We start from the raw sequence: 17,969 nt of genomic DNA, 5'->3' as shown, positions 1-17,969 counted from the left end.
CACCATGACCACGGCCCTGACCATCGCCGTCACACTGATCCTGATCGTCCTGGCGACGTACGTCATCCACCGGCTCAACGCCCAGCACGCCGACCGGATCGCCGTGCACCACTACAGCCCGCTGAAGCCCGGCGGCCGGGGAGGACCCGACGGCGGCGCGCAACCGGTTCCCGGCCGTTTCGATGCTCCCGCCGTCCCGGCCCGACGCGACCAGCGCGACGGCGGTCGCGGACGCCTCCGCCCCCGGCGCCGCATCCGCCAGGAACACGGCAGTTGATCCGTGACGCGTCCCCCCGTGACGCGACCCCGGGGCTCCGCTCAGGATCACCGGGCTCCCCATCCATTGGAGCGGCACCATGCAGCTTCTGATCACCCTCGTCATCGTCGTCGTCATCCTGCTCCTGCTGGCGCTCGCCATGGCCCTCAAGATCGTCAAGCAGTACGAGCAAGGCGTACTCTTCCGGCTCGGGCGGCTGGCCGGCACCCGCACGCCCGGTCTGCGGACCATCATCCCGTTCGTCGACGTGCTGCACCGGGTGTCGCTGCGCATCGTGACGATGCCGATCCAGTCGCAGGGCATCATCACGCGCGACAACGTCAGCGTGGACGTGTCGGCCGTGGCGTACTTCCGCGTCGTGGACGCCGTGAAGTCGGTCATCGCCATCGAGAACGTGCACGCCGCGATCAACCAGATCGCCCAGACCACCCTGCGCAAGGTCGTCGGCCAGCACACCCTGGACGAGACGCTGTCGGAGACCGACCGCATCAACCTGGGCATCCGCGAGATCCTCGACGTCGCCACCGCCGAGTGGGGCGTCGAGGTCACCCTGGTCGAGCTCAAGGACATCCAACTGCCCGACAGCATGAAGCGCGCGATGGCCCGCCAGGCCGAGGCCGAGCGCGAGAAGCGCGCCAAAATCATCAACGCCGAGGGCGAATCGCTCGCCGCCGCGGCACTCGGAGACGCCTCGGACACCATGATGGCGCACCCGCTCGCCCTCCAACTCCGCAATCTGCAGAGCCTGGTGGAGATCGGCGTCGACAAGAACACCACCGTCGTCTTCCCGGCGCCGCTGATGAGCACGATCGGTGAACTGGGCGCGTTCCTCAGCAGGGAATCGGCGGCAGCCGGTACGCCGACACCGCCCCTGCCCCCGACACCGGACCCGGTCGATCCGGCCAAGGCCGAGGCCGTCCACGAGCCGGGCCCCAACAACAAACCAGGCCCGAGCCAGAGAGTGGGGTGACGAGGGGCCGGTCCTCCTACGGCCCCGTCCCACCAGAGCTCGCAGACCCGGGCCGATCGGCCGCGTCCCCATCCCGAACGAAGGGCCCGCCATGACCACCACACTCCGCTCCGCTTCGTCCCTGCGCCCGGTACGCCTGCGGCTGACACCGCCCACGGTTGGCCCGTACCTCATCGACGGTGCCTGGTGGCCCCGCACCGACGACCTGACGGCCGAACTCCCTTCCCTGATCCACGCGTTGCCCCACTCGTGGCCGCAGATCGCCCAGGTGGCCGTGAACCCCGGCATGTGGTCGGCCTTTCCCGGCCGCATCCTCGTCGCCAACCACGTGATCCGCTTGCACCGGGCCACCGGCCGCCACACCCCCAACACGATCTGCCTGCTCGCTCCCGGACGGGGCAGATGGGACCTGCTGGTCGTCCCGCCCCTGACGGCCAAGGCGGAGGCGGCCCGCCTGATGTCCAGCGCCACCGCCCCGGGCGGCCCCTCGCAGCGGGACCTCTTCCCGCGAGAGCCCGAACTCGCCCACTGAGCCGAGGCCGCCCCGCGGTCAGGACAGCAGGTCGCCGCGGATCCGGAAGTGCATCGCGCGGTAGGGCCACCCCTCCGCCGTGTTCCACTGGCTCACCGACAGGTGCAGGTCGTCGAGGGTCGATCCGGGGATGATGTAGCCGCCGTACAGCTGGGCCACGTGCCTATCGTCCTCGCTCGTCCAGGTTCCTCCCCGGATCAGGGTCCTGCGGCGCGCGGCCGGGGTGTGGTGCGCGGACATGGGGGAGTCCAGGACGAGCGCGTCGATCCGGTACTCGCCCGCGTCGAACCAGGTCAGGAGCCACTGGTCTTCGAGCGGGCGCAGGCACATCTCGCCGATCCTGCCGGGCAGGACGGGGGTGGGCGGGTTGCCCCAGGCCCAGGTGCCCCCGGCCCGGCCCCACGGCTGGTAGGCGGCCGGGTCGGTGATCCGGTTCTTGGGGACGCGGTGGAGGATGGCCGGCTTGTCCCGCTGGAACCCGGTCGAGTACGCGTACACGTACCCGTCGTCGCCGAGCCCCCAGGTGAGCAGTTGGAAGCACCCGCCGTGCAGGCCGCCGGGGAAGCGGGCGTCGGTGGGGTGCCAGGTGGCCCCCGAGTCGCGCGAACGCCAGATCTCGCTCCAGCGCACGTTCCCGAAGCCCTGGTGGACCGCGACATGCAGATACATGTCCGTGCCGATGGTGATCACGTCGGTGGGCAGCACGGTCGTCAGCTCGGAGCCGTCGTGACGGTACTGCCTCAACTGCTGTGCGTACCGCCCGCCCACCGCGCCGGTCCAGACCACCTCCCCGCCCGGCAGCATGCGTGCGTAGAGCGCGACGGGCGAGCGCCACCCGTCGCCGCCCACCCGCGCCTCCTCGAATGTGTCCCCGAACACGAACAAGAGCCGTCCGTCCGGGGTTCGGGCGGAAATCCCCAGGTCGGCAGCCTCCATCCCGAACCGCGACGTGATCCCGGGCCCGGTCAGATCGCCCACCTTGGTCACCACGAGACGGTCGGGCGCTTTCCGGGCGGCGGCATGCGCGCCGGGCGGCCGGCCCATCAGCGCATGCCCTCCGAGCACGGCGCCGACGGCCGCCCACCACACCACCGACCGCCTCAACACGGCGTGTTCCAGGGCCGGTTCAGCACCCCGCCCGTCGCACAGCAGCCCCGTACCCACACTCCCTGGTTCGCCATGAACGCGAGACTCCCATATCTCTCGCCGCGAAGAGAGATATCGGCATAGGGCGCGGTGAGGGTTTTTCCTGTGGCTGGCGGAGTTGAATTATTGTCCGGTCCCCGGCGATGAGGGCGTGCTACTGTCGATATCAGTTGCAGTTGTGGTTCCCGAAACTTCAGGTGCCCTTGCCGGCCGCTCGTGCCGGTGAGCGCATTTTTGTATGTCCGGTCATGATCCGGCGGGGTAATCATCGCAGTGACGCGGAGTGCGCACGGTGCGGACTCCGGGAAATGCCCCGAAGGAGATTGACATGGCTGCTGGTACCGTGAAGTGGTTCAACGCGGAAAAGGGCTTCGGCTTCATCGAGCAGGACGGTGGCGGTCCGGACGTGTTCGCCCACTACTCGAACATCGCCGCCCAGGGCTTCCGTGAGCTTCAGGAAGGCCAGAAGGTGAACTTCGACATCGCGCAGGGCCAGAAGGGCCCGACGGCCGAGAACATCGTTCCCGCCTGACGCCGACGCGTACTTCGTAGCTGGGGCCCGCACCTTGGGGTGCGGGCCCCAGCTCGTTGCATTTCCGGGCAGAGTGCCCGCGCCGTACCGTGCCCGCGACGATTTTCCGCCCGTCCGGGCCGCCGGGCCCACCGTAATTCCACGCCCCGGCGACTCAGTCGCTCGGCGATCCGGCGACCGCCCCGCATATGTCAGCGCGGCCCGATTCGCCCTCGCATCCGCTTGGCTCGTTCTCGCGATTCCCTGTTCCGTTCGATTTCCGGGAATTCCTTGATACGTGCCGCATCAAGGAAGGTTCCCCGTGAACCGCACCCGTACGAACGCCGCGAACGACCGCTTCTCCCGAACCCGTACCCGCTCCGGAATTTCCGGCGTACCCAGGGGCGGTGGCCGCCCCGGCTCCGCCGGCCGTTCGGGCGGCTACGGCCGACGGCCCTCCGCCGCGCAGGGCGAATTCGCGCTGCCGGTGACGACCACCCCCGCACTGCCCGCCGTGGAAGCCTTCGCCGATCTCGCGATGCCGGAGCAACTGCTGGCCGCGCTCGGCCGCGAAGGCATGAGCGTGCCGTTCCCGATCCAGGGGGCGACGCTGCCGAACTCGCTCGCCGGCCGGGACGTCCTGGGCCGCGGCCGCACCGGCTCGGGCAAGACCCTCGCCTTCGGCCTCGCTCTGCTCGCTCGCACCGCCGGCCTGCGGGCCGAACCCCGCCGGCCGCTCGCGCTGATCCTCGTCCCCACCCGCGAGCTCGCCCAGCAGGTCACCGCCGCACTCATGCCGTACGCCCGCTCCGTGCGGCTGCGCCTCGCCACGGTGGTCGGGGGCATGCCGATCGGCAAGCAGTCCAGTGCGCTGCGCTCCGGCGTGGAGATCGTCGTCGCGACCCCGGGCCGCCTGAAGGACCTCATCGACCGGGGCGACTGCCGCCTCGACCAGGTCGCCGTCACCGTGCTCGACGAAGCTGACCAGATGGCCGACATGGGCTTCATGCCGCAGGTCACCGAACTCCTCGACCAGGTACGTCCGGACGGCCAGCGGATGCTGTTCTCGGCCACCCTGGACCGCAACGTCGACCTCCTGGTCCGCCGCTACCTGTCCGACCCGGTCGTCCACTCCGTCGACCCGTCGGCGGGCGCGGTCACCACGATGGAGCACCACGTGCTGCACGTGCACGGCGCCGACAAGAACCGGGCGGCCACCGAGATCGCGGCCCGCGACGGCCGGGTGATCCTGTTCCTGGACACCAAGCACGCCGTCGACCGGCTGACCGAGCACCTGCTGAACAGCGGGGTGCGCGCCGCCGCGCTGCACGGCGGTAAGTCCCAGCCGCAGCGCACCCGGACCCTGGCCCAGTTCAAGACCGGTCATGTGACGGCGCTCGTGGCCACCAACGTCGCCGCCCGGGGCATCCACATCGACAACCTCGACCTGGTCGTTAACGTCGACCCGCCGAGCGACCACAAGGACTACCTGCACCGCGGCGGCCGGACCGCCCGCGCCGGCGAGTCCGGCAGCGTCGTCACCCTCGTCACGCCCAACCAGCGCCGCGACATGAGCCGCCTGATGGCCACCGCGCGCATCGTGCCGCAGACCACCCAAGTACGGTCCGGGGACGCCGAGTTGAGCCGCATCACGGGCGCCCAGGCTCCCTCGGGCATCCCGGTCACGATCAGCGTGCCCGTCGTGGAACGCTCCCGGCGCAGCGCCGCCTCGTCCCGCGGCCGCCGCAGCCGCGCGTCCCAGGACCGGCGCGCCGGCCAGTCCGCGCGCGGCGCCGGTCAGCGGACCTCCGGCGCCAACAACGCCGCGGCGTAAGCCCGTTCACGTACCGGTCGCCCCTCAGGCACCGGGCGTCGTTCCCCCTCAAGCCACCTCCCGCCAGGCCCCTCGGGCCGCCCCTCCTCTCTCTGTGAGGCAACATGCGCTGTGTCATCGCCCGCTTCCCGTTCGACCTCACCAAGAGCGGGGTGATCGAGTCCATGAAGGGCGTCAAGCCCGAACCCCTCGTGGGTGAGTCCGTACTGATCGGCCGCCGCCACTACCCCGCCAAGCAGGTGGGCTCGGTCATCACCCGGCAGGACCGCCGCGACTTCAGCGCCCAGGAAGTCGTACGGGCCATGACGGCGCTCGGCTTCAAGTGCGCCGCGATCGGCGAGGCGGCGCCCGCCCCCACCCTGACTCCGGTCGAGGCCGCCTCGGCACTGTTCGGCTCGCCCGCGCTCGCGTAACGCACGACGCCGGGGCCATGGCCCGCACCCGCAAGGCAGGAATCACCTGTTGGCGCTTCGAGGTCTACGGCCTCGATTGGCCGACTACGCGAGGCAGTGGGAAGACGAACGCCAGCTGCAGCCCACGAGTCCACCTGGCGCGAAACCGCGTAGGTCCCCAGCGGGCTGCTGTGCCGCCTCGGTCTCCTGCGCACGGTCGCCCTGTGGCCGCGCCCGATCACCGGTGAACTGCGGGCAGCGGCTGGCCGAGTTGGCGGCCCCCTGATGCTGCCAATAGCCGTGGGCCGCCTGCGGCTGCGGGGGCCCAGCGCGCCATGGCCACGGTCGTGCCCGTGGGCGGCGGGGCGGACCGTGCGTCCGCCCCGCACCGGGAAGGTCAACGGCGACCGTTCCGCCACGGCGCCAAGAGGTCGGCCACCCTGCCAACCGAAGCCATGACTTCGCTGGTGTCGACGGCCGTGTAGCACAGCCGGAATCACCGCCGTCCCGGCCGGGGGCAGATAGGCCCGCAGGCCGAGCCAGAAGAACTGCGCCGCGTTCTGCCCCTCCCGGTAGCGGTACGGGAAGATCACTGCTCCCGCTTTGAGGCCTGACAGTCCGAAGTCCTTGGCGAATCCCCACACGAGGTGGACCCGGCCCCGCGCCTCCGGGTGATTCTTGTAGGCGTGACGTTCCCGGCAGGGGCCGCGTCGACGTGTTGGCCGCGCTGTTCGTCGACGTCCTCAGCGCGTGGCGCAGCCGGCGGCGGACCTGAGTCAGGTGATCTTTATCGTGACGGCGAAGTCGCCCTGGCCCGGACCGCAAGGCCTCGCCTCACCACAGGAGTTGCGGTGGGCCAGGATCTGGGCTGTGCCCGCCCGGCGGGCGGCGAAGTCGGCGAAGGCGATGCCGCAGCCTGCGCCCGGCTCGCAGGTCCTCGTGGGTGTGGTGACGCTCCTGTCGACGGGGGCCAGTGTTCGGGTGTCGGAGCTGGTGGGCGCGGACCGGTACGTGCTGTGCAGCCGAATCAGGACCCTCGTGCCCGCGCGCACTTCGATGACCCTGTCTGCGGCGTGCTCGTCGAGGGTGATCGTCCGGGCCGGCACGGAAGCGGACGCCCCGGGGACCGGAGCGGACGCGGTACCCGAGACCCCAGGTGTCAACAGATCGCGTGGCGCCGGTCGGCGGGCGATCTGTTACCTGAATGCGGGCAGCGAGGCGCAACGGCGGAGAGGTGTTTCAGCGGCCGTACGGGACGCCGGATTCGCACCGCGGGACGGGAGAGGGGATGTACGAGCCGTACTGAACTCTCGTGCAGGAAACGCTTGTTGAGGCGTCCCGGACCGGTGCGCGGATGCGGCGCGAATCCTCCCGGCCTGCTCCGGCGGAAAGGTGGAACCAACCGTGGTCTGTGACACGGCATGTGAGGTTGGTGCGGTGTGATGCGGGTGGTGCGCCGATCGCTGGGGGGAAGCCAAGCAGGGTTGACGTGGCACGGTCGAATGATCGAATGGAGCTTTCCTGTCTCTTGAAGGACATCGATGCCAACTTGACCGCACCGGGTAGGAATCCCTACTGGTCCATGGGTGGATGTTCGCGGCGGCATGCGGAGGGGCCCCGTGGCTGCCGCGTTTGATCGAGCGGCCCCAGGAGGCGGATCCGGGACCGATCCGTCGTGGAAGCCTGTCAGTCGGTGGCCGAGCCACCAGGGGTCACCAGGCCCGTTTCGTAGGCCAGGACGACGGCTTGGGCGCGGTCGCGGAGGGCGAGTTTGGCGAAGACGCGGGCGACGTGGGTCTTCACGGTGGCCTCGCTGAGGGTGAGGGCTTCGGCGAGGTCGGTGTTCGACAGGCCACGGCCCATCAGGGCCAGCACCTGCAGTTCACGCGGGGTCAGCGCGGCCAGGTCGCGATGGATGGCGGGTGTGCGGACCACGGAGGCCCCGGCCGTGGGGCGGGGGGCCTGGCCGGGGGACTGGTCGGCACCGCGGGCGGTGGCGTAGCGCTCGACCAGACGGCGGGTGATCGAGGGGGCGAGCAGTGCGTCGCCGGTGTTGATCAGCCGTACGGACGCGGCGAGGTGGGCGGCGGTGACGTCCTTGAGCAGGAAGCCGCTCGCCCCGGCGGCGAGCGCTGCGTACACGTAGCTGTCGAGGTCGAACGTGGTGAGCATGAGGACCCGGCAGTCCGGGAGCAGGCGCAGGACGCGCTTGGCGGCTTCCAAGCCGTTCAGGTGGGGCATCCGGATGTCCATCAGGAGGACGTCCGGGCGCAGCCGTTGGGCTTCCGCGATGGCCTGCACGCCGTCCGCGGCCTCGCCGACCACTTCGATGCCGCGCGAGGTGAGGATGAGGCGGAAGCCGGTGCGGATGAGCTCCTCGTCGTCGGCGATGAGGACGCGCGGACCGCTTGTTTCGCCGGGAGGGTTGGGATCCCGACCGATGGTCCCATGGGCGCGCGGGTCGGGGGGTGGCTCGGTCACGGGCTCTCCAGAGGGATGCGGGCGCGGACGCGGTAACCGCCGCCGATACGGCGCCGGGCGTCGAAGTGGCCGCCGTAGACGGCGACGCGCTCGCGAAGACCGATCAGGCCACGCCCGGCTCCGTTGTACCGGCGCTTGTGGTCACCCGGTGCGGCACCCGGGCTCGTGGGGTCGGCGGACAGCACGCTCGGTCCGCTGTTGAGGACCTCGACCCGCAGACTGTGGTCGGCGTAGCGCACCGTCACCGACGCCTTGCCGCCGTCGCCGTACTTGAGCGCGTTGGTGAGCGCCTCCTGGATGATCCGGTAGGCGGTGACGTCGATGCCGGGCGCCAGTGGGCGCGGTTCGCCGGAGATGCGCACCTCGACCGGGAGGCCGGCGAAGGCGATCCGGTCGACGAGGGTGCCCAGTTGGCTCAGGCTCGGCTGAGGTGCGAGCCCGGAGAGGTCGCCGTGCCGCTCATCCCCGTCGTCGTCGCCGTTCGGCGAGGGAGCCAACAGGCCCAGCAGATGGCGCAGTTCGGTCATGGCGTCGCGCCCCGCGCCCTCGACGGCCCGCAGCGCGGTCTCGGCCTCGTTCGGCAGCGCGGCCAGCACCTCGCGGGCGGCGCTCGCCTGAACGACCATCAGACTGACCTTGTGGCTGACGACATCGTGCAACTCTCGGGCGATGCGTGCGCGTTCGGCCGTCACCGCGGTGCGCGCGGCGGCCTCCCGTTCGCGCTCCAGCAGCCAGCGCCGGTCCTCCAGGACCTTGCGGTAACGGCGGCGGGCGCGGGCAAGCAGCACGGTGGTGCTGCCGGCCACCGTCAGGCTCCCCGTCACCAGGGCAGTCAGTAGCCAGCCCGTTCCCGATATCCACACGGCGTCCATCCTGCCAGGCAGGAGGCGAGCGGACGTCCACCTCCAGGACCAGCTCGTACATCGCCAGGATGAGTGCCGCCGCGGACTACCTCCAGGGGCTGACGCCCCGACCGTCCACGCCGCCTACCGTCCCTGTCATGACCACCGAACACATCAGGGGCGCGGCCCCGGAAACCGGCCCGGCCACCGTGCGCGGCCAGGACGTCGTCCAAGTGAGGGGCCTGCGCAAGGAGTACGGCGACACCGTCGCCCTGGACGGAGTGACGCTGGAGATCGGCGCGGGCGAGGCGGTGGCGGTGATGGGCCCGTCCGGCTGCGGCAAGTCGACCCTGTTGAACATGATCGCCGGCCTTGACCGGCCTAGCGCAGGCTCGGTGCGTGTGCACGGCGAGGATCTCGGCAGCATCAACGAGACCGGCCTCGCGCTCTTCCGGCGCCGTCGGATCGGCATGATCTTCCAGTTCTTCAACCTCATCGACGACCTGCCCGCGATCGACAACATCGCACTGGCCGCCCAGCTCACCGGAACACCGGCCCGCCAAGCCCGGCGCAGAGCCCTGGAGTTGCTCGACGAACTCGGCATCGCCGACCGCAGGAACGTCTACCCCGCGGCCCTCAGCGGTGGCGAGCGCCAACGGGTCGCGGTGGCTCGCGCGCTGATGAACCGTCCCGCGCTGCTGCTGGCGGACGAGCCGACCGGCGCGCTGGACAGCCACGCGGGCGAGCAGGTGATGGACCTGCTCATCGACCTCAACCAACTGGGCCAGACCCTGATGCTGGTGACGCACGATCGGCGGCTCGCCATGCGCTGCGCCAGTCGCCTGGTCACGATGGCGGACGGCCGGATCACCGGCGAGCGGACCCTGGAGCGTTCGGCATGAGCGCGGTGTGGCGAGCCTCACGCGCGGCTGTGCGCCGCCGTCGGCTGCAGACCTCCGTGATCGCAGTGGTGGTCCTCGTCTCCAGCATGGCCCTCGTGGTTGCCCTCGGCCTGCTCGACGTCGTGTCCGGACCGTTCGACCGGCTCTTCGGTCAGGCACGGGGTGCGCATGTCGTCGCCACCTTCGACGCGGCGAAAGTGCCGGCCGCACAGGTGGCGCGGACCGCGCACCGTCCGGGGGTTCGGGGCGCGGCGGGACCGTTTCCGCAAGCCGTGGTCGACCTGCCGCGGAGCGTGGCCGACGAGCTGCCCGGGATGGGGACGGGCCCGGTGACCGTGGTGGGGCGGGCGGACCCGGGGGGACCGGTCGACCGCCTGGACCTGTTCGCCGGGCACTGGGCCACCGGCCCCGGCCAACTCGTCCTGGCGCTGCCGGATGCGCCCGGGATGGGCACCGGGCCACACTCCCCGCTCGGCAAACGGATCCAGCTGCCCGGGCTTGCGCCATTGACCGTCGTCGGCCTCGCGTCCAGCGTGAGCGGAACCGCGCAGGCGTGGGTGTCCCCGGAGCAGATCGAAGCCTTGCACCCCACGGCGTACCAGATGCTGTACCGGTTCGACCGGGCCGCGACGCCCCGTCAGATCACGGCCGGCACGACAGCGGTGACCACCGGCCTGCCGTCGGGCTCGCTGGTGGCCCATCAGTCGTACCTGACGCTGAAGGCGCAGATCGCCTCCCAGCCCAATGCCTTCGTACCGTTCCTCATGGCCTTCGGGATCCTCGGCCTGCTGGTGGCCGTCCTGATCGTGGGCAATGTGGTGAGTGGTGCGGTGGTGTCCGGCTTCCGGCACATCGGGGTGCTCAAGTCCCTGGGATTCACGCCCAATCAGGTGGTCGCGGTCTATCTGGTGATGGTCTGCGTCCCGGCGACGGTGGGCGCGGCGGTCGGGACGGCACTCGGCGCAGTGGTCGCGCGGCCGCTCCTGCACCAGGTCTTCCAGGGCGCGGAACTCGGTACGGTGAACGTCGCGCCGACGGTCGGTTCCTGGGTGTACGTGTCCACGGCGCTGGGCATGCCCGCGGTCGTGGTGCTGGCCGCGCTGATCCCGGCGCTGCGCGCACACCGGCTCTCCGCGGCACGTGCGATCAGCGCGGGCAGCGCTCCCGGCGGAGGACGGGGGCTGAAGGTGCAGCGGTGGCTGACCGGCGCGCGACTGCCGCGCTCGGTGACCCTGGGGCTCGGGCTGCCCTTCGCCCGGCCCGGACGGGCCCTGCTCACCGTCTCCGCGGTGCTGCTCGGGGTGGCGACGGTGACCTTCGCGACCGGCCTGGCGACCACCATGGTCTCCTACGGCGACGCCGTCGAAGGCGCCGGCAGACTCCAAGTCGTCGTCTGGCGAGGGGAAGCCAGGTTCGGACAATCCGTCCCGCATCATGACGACGTCGCTGCACAGACGCTGTTGCGCGGTCTGCCGCAGGCGGCGGACGTCTCCGCCGTGGGCTTCGCCGATGTGCGGTTGCTCGGCCAGAGCCAGGGCGTGACGATCCAAGGCGCGCGCGAGGGCCGGTCCGTACTGCAGGACGACCTGGCCAGAGGCCGGTGGATGCGCGCCCGCGGAGAGGTGGTGGCCTCCGGCAAATTCCTGTCCAAGCACGGCGTGAGCCTCGGTGACTCGTTCACGTTGGGCGCGGCGGACGGCCGCACGGAGCGCGTGACCCTGGTCGGTGAGGTCATGTCCGGGCCGGCGGACATGATGCGCGCCGACTGGTCGACACTGACCGCCCTGGCGCCGGGCGCGCAGGCCAACCAGTACTGGGTGCGGCTCAGCCCCCAAGCCGATACCGCCGCCTATATGAAGGCCGTTCGGGCCGCCGACCCCGGACTCGATCCGAGCGCGCAGACATCGGTGAACGCCGGAGCCATGACGGTGATCGGCTCCGCCTCCGCGCTGACGCTGATGCTGTCGGTGGTCGCCGCGATGGGGGTGTTCAACACGGTCGTGCTGAGCAGCCGGGAGCGGCGGCGCGACCTCGGGATGCTGAAGTCGATCGGCATGACCCCACGTCAGGTCACCGTGATGCTGGTGGTGTCCATGGCGGGGCTTGGTCTGATCGGCGGGATCCTTGGGCTGCCGCTGGGGGTGGCGGCCTATCGTGTGGTGATCCCGCTGACCGAGAGCAGCGCCCACCTCGCTCTCCCGGACCGGATGCTGGACGTCTGGCACCCGGGATCCATGGCGCTGCTGGCCCTTGCCGGGGTGGCGATCGCCGCACTGGGCGCGGTGCTACCGGCGCGAACGGCGGCCCAGCAGACCATCGCCCGGGTCCTGCACACCGAATGACAGCCGAGCCGCTTCGAGCCAGGGCCGCCCTGCACGTGGCGATGGCGATGGATGCGGCGGCCGGGTCCGGCGCACGGCATGTTCAGCGGGCGTCCCGCCCAGGTCCCGCACGTGAACGCGGTGCGGACTGCCATGCCATGCCGCCCGGAAATCCGTCGGCCTGCCGTCCGCCGTGGCGGTCAAGTACCGCCGCGAGCCGGGTAGTTCAGGCGGTCAACAGCTCGTGTCCGGAGGCGTCTTCACGCCGCAGGGCGCGGACCGCCTCCCGACAGGCGGCTCAACGTTCGTCGCCGGACCTGGGCCGGGTCCCTTGGGCTTGCGTGGCCTTCCTGCTTCATCGCGCCCGTTGTACTCCTGTGGTGGTCCTGCGCGTTCTTCGAGAACCTCGCGGTGTGGTTCCGCCCGGCCGAGTCGCCGGGGCAGCCGCCGTGCGGGGTCATGATGGTGATGTACCGCGAGCCGGTCGGCTCGGCCAGGGGACGAAGGGTCGGGGCTAGACGGTCGAGTGTCGCGGTGACGAGGGCTTGGTTTCCGCCGAGGTGGTCCACTCATCCGGGGTTGGCACTCGTTCCCTCACGGGGGTTGCTACTGCTGCCGCCCGTCCGTATTCCCATCCCCGTTCCGCGGTCTTCATTGGTTCCCGGGTCGGCGGATCGGTTGGTCGACCAGCGGCGGGCCAACCAGGCGCAGGCCACCAACTGGATGGTGTGGTAGAGCATCAGCGGCAGTATCACTATCCCGACCCGCTCCGCCGGGAACAGCACAGTGGCCATCGGCAGCCCGCTGGCCAGGCTCTTGTTCGAGCCGCAGAACACGGCGGTGACCCGGTCCGCGTACGGCAGGCCGATCAGGCGCGCAGTGCCGTTGGCGAGCTGTAGGGCCAGGACGAGCAGGAGTACGCACAGCGCGGCCAGCAGGAGCAGCCGCCCGGGCGAGACGCGCTGCCAGATGCCGGTGGTCATGCCCCGGCTGAACGCGGAGTAGACGACGAGCAGGATGGAGCCCCGGTCGCACACGGTGATCAACGCCCGGTGTCTGCCCAGCCATTCGGTGACCCAGCGCCGCGCCACCTGCCCGGCGAGGAAGGGCACCAGGAGCTGAAGGGCGATGTCCCCGAGCTGCGAGGTTCGTATCGGCATTCCCTCGCCGCCGGTCTGCCCGATGAGGGCGACCACCAGGACGGGCGTCAGCACCACTCCGAGGACGGTGGAGAACGACGCCGAGCAGATGGCCGCCGCCACATTGCCCCGGGCCATCGACGTGAAGGCGATCGAGGACTGCACGGTGGACGGAAGGATCGTCAGGAAGAGGACACCGACGGCCAGTTCCGAGCTGAGCACCGCACCCGGCAGCAGCCCGGCCGCCAGTCCCGCCAGAGGAGAGGCGACGAAGGTCAGAGCCAGGATGGGGACGTGCAGCCGCCAGTGCCGCAGACCGTCGTACGCCGCCTGCGGCGAGAGGCGGGCACCGTAGAGGAAGAAGAGCAGCCCGACGGCGACCCGGACGGCGAGCGAGACGCCGTCAGCCGCTGCCCCCTCGACCGGGGCGAGCGTCGCCACGCCGATGACGGCGAACAGCGCGACGATGTACCAGTCCACGCGGTGCCGGACGTGACGGGCGACCGAGCGCAGGATGAGGAGCATGGATCTCCTTGTACGGAGCGGGACTTACGAGGCGCGGGGCCGCGCCGCCGCTCAAGCGACGCGGCCCCTCCCGATTCACCGTCAGGCGCCGGCCGGGACACGGCCGTGGTGGCGGCTGATGTTCCGCTCAAGCAGCGACAGGCACTCGGCGACGCCGACACTGGCCGGGGTGTGCTCGGGCAGCCGGCCGTCGGCTGCCCTGAGCTCGCTCAGCGCGCCGTCGATGGCGGTCTGGGCGGCGAACAGGCAGGGCGTGCTGTAGATCGCGACGTCGATGCCAAGCTCCTGAAGCTCCGTCAGCGAGAGCCGCGGCGACTTGCCGCCCGCGATCTGGTTGAACAGCAACGGCTTGTCGCCGATGACGCGGCGCACCTTGTGGATCCAGTCGATGCTGCGTACCCCGTCGACGAGGATCACGTCGGCGTCGGTCGCGGCCAGGGCCTTGGCCCGGCGCAGGATCTCCTCCTCCTCGGTGGCGTCCGTGCGCGCGACGACGACCAGGTCCTGGCGTGCCTTGAGGACCATGTCGAGCTTTTCGAGGTACTGGTCGAGCGCCAGCACCTGCTTGCCGTCCACGTGGCCGCAGCGGCGCGGGCGCTGCTGGTCCTCCAGGATGACCCCGGAGGCTCCGCCGTTCTCCAGCTGCTGGACCACGTGGCACGCCGTCTCCGGGTCGACGTAACCGTCGTCGATGTCGACCAGCAGGTGCTGCTGGGGGAAGGCGAGCCGTAGTCGTTGGACGAACGCGACGATGTCGGGCCAGGCGATGAAGCCGATGTCGGGCAGGCCGTAGTGGGAGGCCGCGAAGCCGAATCCCGAGACGAACATCCCGTCGTAGTGCCGCGCCGCCACGGACGCGGAGAACATGTCGAAAATGCCGATCAGGGGGGTGGTGCCGTCGCTGTGTATCGCGGTGCGTAGCCGGTTGGGGTGATTCACGGGTACCCTCCGATGAGGTCGCGGTCATGTGTCTCGCGGCCGGCCCGTTGCCTGCCAAGTCGACGGCCGGTGCGAGGCGTTGCATACCAAAGCGTCCCTGGGGCCATGCCGTTTCGGTGTGGCCCCATTTCTGTGTGCACATGTCTGTCGTGCGTGCGGTTCGTTCCCTTGCGCGCGGTCAACGGCATGAGCAATTACAGGAATTGCTGATCTCGTTCCCGGCACGAGCAGCATAGGAAAAGAGTTGGTCATGCAACAGCCATGACTTCGTAATGTGGGAGGCTCGTGGCTAATTTTGCGCCGGTCGTCGCCGACCGCGGCCACCACGGGAAGGCCTACCGAAAAAGGGCGCGACCGCAGGTCCAGCGGCATTTCGAGCGCGACGGCTTCAGTAACTGACCACCTGTCAGATTCGGCAGTGTCGACGCCTGATAGTCCGAATCGATCCGCATGGCCCCAGTGGGCAGCTAATGCGCTGGATTACGCCACCTGTCGCAGGGGAATTGGCCACGCCGTGCTGGCCGCAGGACTGATTCAAATCCAATGCAGTGACCTGTCCCCGGGAGGCCCGCCGGCCCCGCGCCGCAGGGCGGGGCGGGGGTCAGGTGCTCGTGGAGAAGGCGAGGACGGTGTTGTGGCCGCCGAATCCGAGCGAGTGGCTGAGGGCCACGGTGAGGCGCTGCCGGCGGGCACGGCCGGTGACGAGGTCGAGGTCGGCGGTGGCCGCGTCGGGTTCGGCGAAGTTGGCGGTGGGCGGGACGGTCGAGCGCTGCAGGGACGTGACGGTGAGGGCCGCCTCGATGGCTCCGGCTGCGCCCATGGTGTGGCCGAGGACGCCTTTGGCGGAGGTGACGGACGGCGGACGGGAGGCGAACAGAGCGCGGATGACGGCGGCTTCCGTGCGGTCGTTGAGGCGGGTGCTGGTGCCGTGCGCGTTGATGTGGTCGACGTCGTGGGTGGTCGCGTCGGCGGTGTGGAGTGCTTGGAGGACGGCACGGCGCAGCCCGTCGCCCTCCGGATGGGGGGTGGTGGGGTGATGGGCGTCGCTGGTGGTGGCGTGGCCGATGAGGTAGGCACTGGTCGGTGCCTGGCGGGCCGCGGCGTGGGCAGTGCGTTCGAGGACGATCACGGCGGCGCCTTCGCCGAGGACGAAGCCGTCGCGGTCCTTGTCGAAGGGGCGGGAGGCGCGCGCGGGGTCGTGTGTGCGCCGGGAGAGCGCTCCCATTTTGGCGAAGGCGGCCGCGCACAGCGGGGTGGTCATGGAGTCGCCCCCGGCCGCCAGCGCGATGTCGCAGAGGCCCATGTCGAGGAGGAGGCCGGCGGTGATGATGGCGCTCGCCCCGGAGGCGCAGGCGGTGGAGGTCTGCAGGGCCGGTCCGGTGATGCCGAGTGCGAGGGTGAGGTGGCCGGCGGCCATGTTCGGGAGGTAGGCGGTGAGGGTGAGCGGGGACAGGCCGGTGATGCCGTGGTCGAGGAATCTGCGGTGCTGGGTTTCGAGGGTGGAGATGCCGCCCGCTGCGGATCCGACGACCAGGGCGATGCGGGCGGGGTCCCAGTCGGCGGGATCGAGGCGGGCTGAGCGCAGGGCCTCGGCGGCCGCGGCGAGCAGGAGTTGGGTGGAGCGGTCGTAGCGCCACGGCTGGCGTGTGCCGGGCAGGGCGTCGGGGCCGAAGCCGGGGACGCGGCAGGTGAAGTCGACGGGGAGTCCCGCGAGTTCAGGATCGGTACGGGCGGTGGAGCGTCCGGCGCATACGGCCTGCCAGGTGGCCTCGGTCCCGATTCCGCCCGGGGTCACGAGGCCGATGCCGGTGACGGCCAGGGCGTCGGGCATCAGCCGGACTCGTCGCCCGCTGCGGGCTGTTCGCGCTGGGGCAGGAGGGTGGTGATGGTTCGGGAGATTTCCCCGACGGTGCGGTCGGGGGTGGCCTCGCTGTCGTCCAGGGGCACGTTCCAGTGTTCTTGGAGCGTGACGTAGAGCTCCACGGCTGCCAGGGAGTCCAGTTCGAGGTCGGCGAGGGTGCTGCGGGGCGTGATCAGGTCGGCGGGCACCTCGAATTTGGTGGTGAGGACCGTGGTGAGGTGGGTCAGGACGGTGTCCATGGCTACTGGCTCCTTGCTGGGTTCGGAGGTTCGGCAGGCTTGCTGCGGGGGGTGGCGGATGGCCAGGTGAGGGCGATGGAGGCCCAGGTGAGGCCGCCGCCGAAGGCGGTCAGGACGGTGCGGTCGCCGGGGTGGAGGGCGTGGTGGACGGCGGGGTCGGTGAGAACGAGGGGGATGGAGGCCGCGGCGGTGTTGCCGAGGCGGGCGATGTTTCCGAAGCAGTGCTCGGTCGGCAGGCCGAGACGGTCGGCGACGGAGTCGAGAATGCGTTGGTTGGCCTGGTGGCCGATGAAGGCGCGTGCGGTCTCCGGGGCCCAGCCGGCCGTGGTGAGGACCTGGTGGGCGGAGCGTGTCATGTGGCGGACGGCGCGTGCGTAGACCTCTCGGCCGTGCATGTGGAAGTAGTGGGCGGTGGGTTCGGGCGGGGGCTGGTGATTCGGCTGGCGGGAGCCGCCCGCGGGGATGGTGATGAGGTCGCGGCCGCTGCCGTCGGAGCCGAGGTCGACCGCATGGATCGCGCCCGGTGTCGCGGGGCTGCCCCGGCTCAGGACGGCGGCCCCGGCCCCGTCGCCGAACAGGGCGGCGGTTTCACGGTCGTGGGGGTCGACGATGGTGGAGTACGTGTCGGCGCCGATGACCAGGCAGGTGTGACTGAGGCCGCCGCGGATGAGGGCGGTGGCCGTGGCCAGGGCGTAGAGGAACCCGGAGCAGACGGCTGCCATGTCGAAGGCGGGCACGGTGCCCAGGTTCAGACGGTGGGCGATCTGGGGTGCGGTGGCCGGGCAGGGGTGGTCGGGGGTGGTGGTGGCGAGGATGACCATGTCCACGGTGGGGCTTCCCGCGGAGTCGATCGCGGCGCTGCCGGCTGCGGTGGCGAGGTCGCTGGTGGCCTGCCCCGGGCTGATGCGCCTGCGGTGGGTGATGCCGGTGCGGGTACGGATCCAGTCGTCGGTGGTTTTGAGGTCTCCGGTGCTGATGATGTCGTTGTTGCTGAGGGTGTCTGCGGGGAGACAGGAGCCGGTGCCGGTGATGACGGCGGTGGTGTCGTCGAAATGCAT

At 70.7% G+C, this 17,969-nt stretch carries 17 protein-coding genes; 8 read left to right on the top strand and 9 right to left on the bottom strand.

Going from position 1 to position 17,969, the window contains the following annotated elements:
* Positions 1 to 4 precede the first annotated feature (4 nt).
* The 3 genes from OHA17_RS04445 to OHA17_RS04435 all read left to right on the top strand — a co-directional run bounded on the left by OHA17_RS04445 (position 5) and on the right by OHA17_RS04435 (position 1,779).
* A complete protein-coding gene (locus OHA17_RS04445; RefSeq protein WP_406504227.1) occupies positions 5 to 277 on the top strand; it encodes a hypothetical protein in 273 nt (90 codons plus the stop codon).
* Positions 278 to 356: 79 nt separating this feature from the next.
* Complete coding sequence (locus tag OHA17_RS04440; RefSeq protein ID WP_406504225.1) at positions 357 to 1,247, top strand: slipin family protein; 891 nt, start codon at positions 357 to 359, stop codon at positions 1,245 to 1,247.
* 91 nt (positions 1,248 to 1,338) lie between these two features.
* The gene (locus OHA17_RS04435) at positions 1,339 to 1,779 is read left to right on the top strand and encodes a DUF5994 family protein (protein WP_398873232.1); all 441 of its coding nucleotides are present in this window, start codon (positions 1,339 to 1,341) and stop codon (positions 1,777 to 1,779) included.
* Positions 1,780 to 1,797: 18 nt separating this feature from the next.
* On the opposite strand, the gene OHA17_RS04430 is transcribed toward OHA17_RS04435, so the two are convergent.
* Entirely contained in the window at positions 1,798 to 2,943 is a 1,146-nt protein-coding gene (locus OHA17_RS04430) for a DUF4185 domain-containing protein (RefSeq protein ID WP_406504223.1), read from the bottom strand.
* Between the two features lie 310 nt (positions 2,944 to 3,253).
* Between OHA17_RS04430 and OHA17_RS04425 the strand changes: the two genes are divergently transcribed.
* The 3 genes from OHA17_RS04425 (at position 3,254) to OHA17_RS04415 (ending at position 5,683) form a co-directional block, all read left to right on the top strand.
* A complete protein-coding gene (locus OHA17_RS04425) occupies positions 3,254 to 3,457 on the top strand; it encodes a cold-shock protein (RefSeq protein ID WP_031141049.1) in 204 nt (67 codons plus the stop codon).
* Between the two features lie 301 nt (positions 3,458 to 3,758).
* Entirely contained in the window at positions 3,759 to 5,270 is a 1,512-nt protein-coding gene (locus tag OHA17_RS04420) for a DEAD/DEAH box helicase (protein ID WP_406504221.1), read from the top strand.
* Positions 5,271 to 5,374: 104 nt separating this feature from the next.
* Positions 5,375 to 5,683, top strand: coding sequence for an SCO5918 family protein (locus OHA17_RS04415; protein ID WP_406504219.1), 309 nt, complete (start codon positions 5,375 to 5,377; stop codon positions 5,681 to 5,683).
* 755 nt (positions 5,684 to 6,438) lie between these two features.
* Here OHA17_RS04415 and OHA17_RS04410 read toward each other — a convergent pair.
* The 3 genes from OHA17_RS04410 to OHA17_RS04400 all read right to left on the bottom strand — a co-directional run bounded on the left by OHA17_RS04410 (position 6,439) and on the right by OHA17_RS04400 (position 8,949).
* Complete coding sequence (locus tag OHA17_RS04410; protein WP_406504217.1) at positions 6,439 to 6,768, bottom strand: hypothetical protein; 330 nt, start codon at positions 6,766 to 6,768, stop codon at positions 6,439 to 6,441.
* Positions 6,769 to 7,348: 580 nt separating this feature from the next.
* Positions 7,349 to 8,104, bottom strand: a complete 756-nt coding sequence (locus OHA17_RS04405) for a response regulator (protein ID WP_406510633.1) — start codon at positions 8,102 to 8,104, stop codon at positions 7,349 to 7,351.
* Positions 8,105 to 8,139: 35 nt separating this feature from the next.
* On the bottom strand, positions 8,140 to 8,949 hold the full coding sequence (locus OHA17_RS04400; protein ID WP_406504215.1) for a sensor histidine kinase: 810 nt from the start codon (positions 8,947 to 8,949) through the stop codon (positions 8,140 to 8,142).
* 194 nt (positions 8,950 to 9,143) lie between these two features.
* On the opposite strand from OHA17_RS04400, the gene OHA17_RS04395 reads away from it, so the two are divergent.
* The gene (locus OHA17_RS04395) at positions 9,144 to 9,887 is read left to right on the top strand and encodes an ABC transporter ATP-binding protein (protein WP_406504213.1); all 744 of its coding nucleotides are present in this window, start codon (positions 9,144 to 9,146) and stop codon (positions 9,885 to 9,887) included.
* Positions 9,884 to 12,229, top strand: coding sequence for an FtsX-like permease family protein (locus OHA17_RS04390; protein ID WP_406504211.1), 2,346 nt, complete (start codon positions 9,884 to 9,886; stop codon positions 12,227 to 12,229). The genes OHA17_RS04395 and OHA17_RS04390 overlap by 4 nt, the downstream gene beginning before the upstream one ends.
* 548 nt (positions 12,230 to 12,777) lie before the next feature.
* Here OHA17_RS04390 and OHA17_RS04385 read toward each other — a convergent pair.
* The 5 genes from OHA17_RS04385 to OHA17_RS04365 all read right to left on the bottom strand — a co-directional run bounded on the left by OHA17_RS04385 (position 12,778) and on the right by OHA17_RS04365 (position 17,969).
* On the bottom strand, positions 12,778 to 13,872 hold the full coding sequence (locus tag OHA17_RS04385) for a bile acid:sodium symporter family protein (protein WP_406504209.1): 1,095 nt from the start codon (positions 13,870 to 13,872) through the stop codon (positions 12,778 to 12,780).
* 81 nt (positions 13,873 to 13,953) lie between these two features.
* Positions 13,954 to 14,811, bottom strand: coding sequence for an oxaloacetate decarboxylase (locus OHA17_RS04380; RefSeq protein WP_406504208.1), 858 nt, complete (start codon positions 14,809 to 14,811; stop codon positions 13,954 to 13,956).
* Positions 14,812 to 15,412: 601 nt separating this feature from the next.
* Positions 15,413 to 16,642: a beta-ketoacyl-[acyl-carrier-protein] synthase family protein gene (locus tag OHA17_RS04375; protein ID WP_406504206.1), complete on the bottom strand. Its 1,230-nt coding sequence runs from the start codon at positions 16,640 to 16,642 to the stop codon at positions 15,413 to 15,415.
* Positions 16,642 to 16,911 (bottom strand): acyl carrier protein, encoded by a 270-nt coding sequence (locus tag OHA17_RS04370; protein WP_406504204.1) that lies wholly within the window; start codon positions 16,909 to 16,911, stop codon positions 16,642 to 16,644. The genes OHA17_RS04375 and OHA17_RS04370 overlap by 1 nt, the downstream gene beginning before the upstream one ends.
* 2 nt (positions 16,912 to 16,913) lie before the next feature.
* A complete protein-coding gene (locus OHA17_RS04365; RefSeq protein ID WP_406504202.1) occupies positions 16,914 to 17,969 on the bottom strand; it encodes a beta-ketoacyl-ACP synthase III in 1,056 nt (351 codons plus the stop codon).

Origin of the sequence: Streptomyces sp. NBC_00212 (genome assembly GCF_045206365.1) — a bacterium.
Classification (GTDB): Bacteria; Actinomycetota; Actinomycetes; order Streptomycetales; family Streptomycetaceae; genus Streptomyces.
This window is presented reverse-complemented; position numbering and strand designations above follow the sequence as displayed.